The following is a 1348-nucleotide window of genomic DNA, read 5'->3' on the forward strand; positions in this document are numbered from 1 at the left end:
CGACCGCTGAGGGCTTCGTCACCCGCGGCGTGGACGGGGCCACCGCCGCCCGGTCCACCACGCGCGTGCGCACCAAGGGCCAGGTGCTCGCCGACTACCTGACCACCACCGACCACAAGAAGATCGGGACGCTGTACCTGGTCTCGTCGTTCGGGTTCTTCATCCTCGCCGGGGCGATGGCGCTGGCCATCCGCGCCGAGCTGGCCGCCCCCGGGCTGCAGATCGTCGAGACCCGCGAGGCGTACAACCAGCTCTTCACCATGCACGGCACGATCATGCTGCTGCTGTTCGCGACGCCCCTGTTCGCCGGCTTCGCCAACTGGCTGCTCCCGCTGCAGATCGGCGCCCCCGACGTCGCCTTCCCGCGGCTCAACGCCTTCGCCTACTGGCTGTACCTCTTCGGCGGCCTCATCGCAGTCTCCGGCTTCTTCACCCCGCAGGGCGCGGCAGGCTTCGGCTGGTTCGCCTACACGCCGCTGTCGACCGAGGCGTACTCGCCCGGCCTCGGCGCGGACCTGTGGGTCATGGGCCTGGCGCTCGGCGGTTTCGGCACCATCCTCGGCGCGGTCAACTTCATCACCACGGTGATCGGGATGCGCGCCCCCGGCATGGTCATGTTCCGCATGCCGATCTTCGCCTGGAGCACGCTCATCACGAGCGTCCTCGTCCTCATGGCGTTCCCGCCCCTGGCCGCGGCCCTGCTCGTGCTGGCCTCCGACCGCAACTTCGGCTCGGTCGTGTTCCAGGCCGAGAACGGGGGCGCCATCCTGTGGCAGCACCTGTTCTGGTTCTTCGGCCACCCCGAGGTGTACATCATCGCGCTGCCGTTCTTCGGCATCATCAGCGAGGTTATCCCGGTCTTCAGCCGCAAGCCGCTGTTCGGCTACAAGGGCATGGTCTTCGCGATCATCGCCATCGCCGGGCTGTCGGTGTCGGTGTGGGCCCACCACATGTACGTCACCGGCGCGGTCCTGCTGCCGTTCTTCGCCTTCATGACCATGCTCATCGCGGTCCCGACGGGCGTGAAGTTCTTCAACTGGATCGGCACCATGTGGCGCGGGTCGCTCACCTTCGAGAGCCCGATGCTGTGGGCGCTCGGCTTCCTGGTGACGTTCCTGTTCGGCGGCCTGACCGGCATCATCCTCAGCTCGCCGACGCTGGACTTCCAGCTGTCCGACACGTACTTCGTCGTCGCCCACTTCCACTACGTGGTGTTCGGCACGGTCGTGTTCGCGATGTTCGCCGGCTTCTACTTCTGGTGGCCCAAGTTCACCGGGAAGATGCTCAACGACGGCCTGGGCAAGCTGCACTTCTGGATGACGTTCGTCGGCTTCCACACCACCTTCCT

At 66.7% G+C, this 1348-nt stretch carries 1 protein-coding gene; it reads left to right on the forward strand.

Features of this window, described 5'->3' with window-relative positions; translation table 11 throughout:
- Window positions 1-65: 65 nt before the first annotated feature.
- On the forward strand, window positions 66-1348 hold a 1283-nt coding region (locus WCS02_RS20355), incomplete at its 3' end, for a cytochrome c oxidase subunit I (RefSeq protein ID WP_340296139.1).

The organism is Aquipuribacter hungaricus, assembly GCF_037860755.1.
In the GTDB taxonomy this organism is placed as follows: Bacteria; Actinomycetota; Actinomycetes; order Actinomycetales; family JBBAYJ01; genus Aquipuribacter; species Aquipuribacter hungaricus.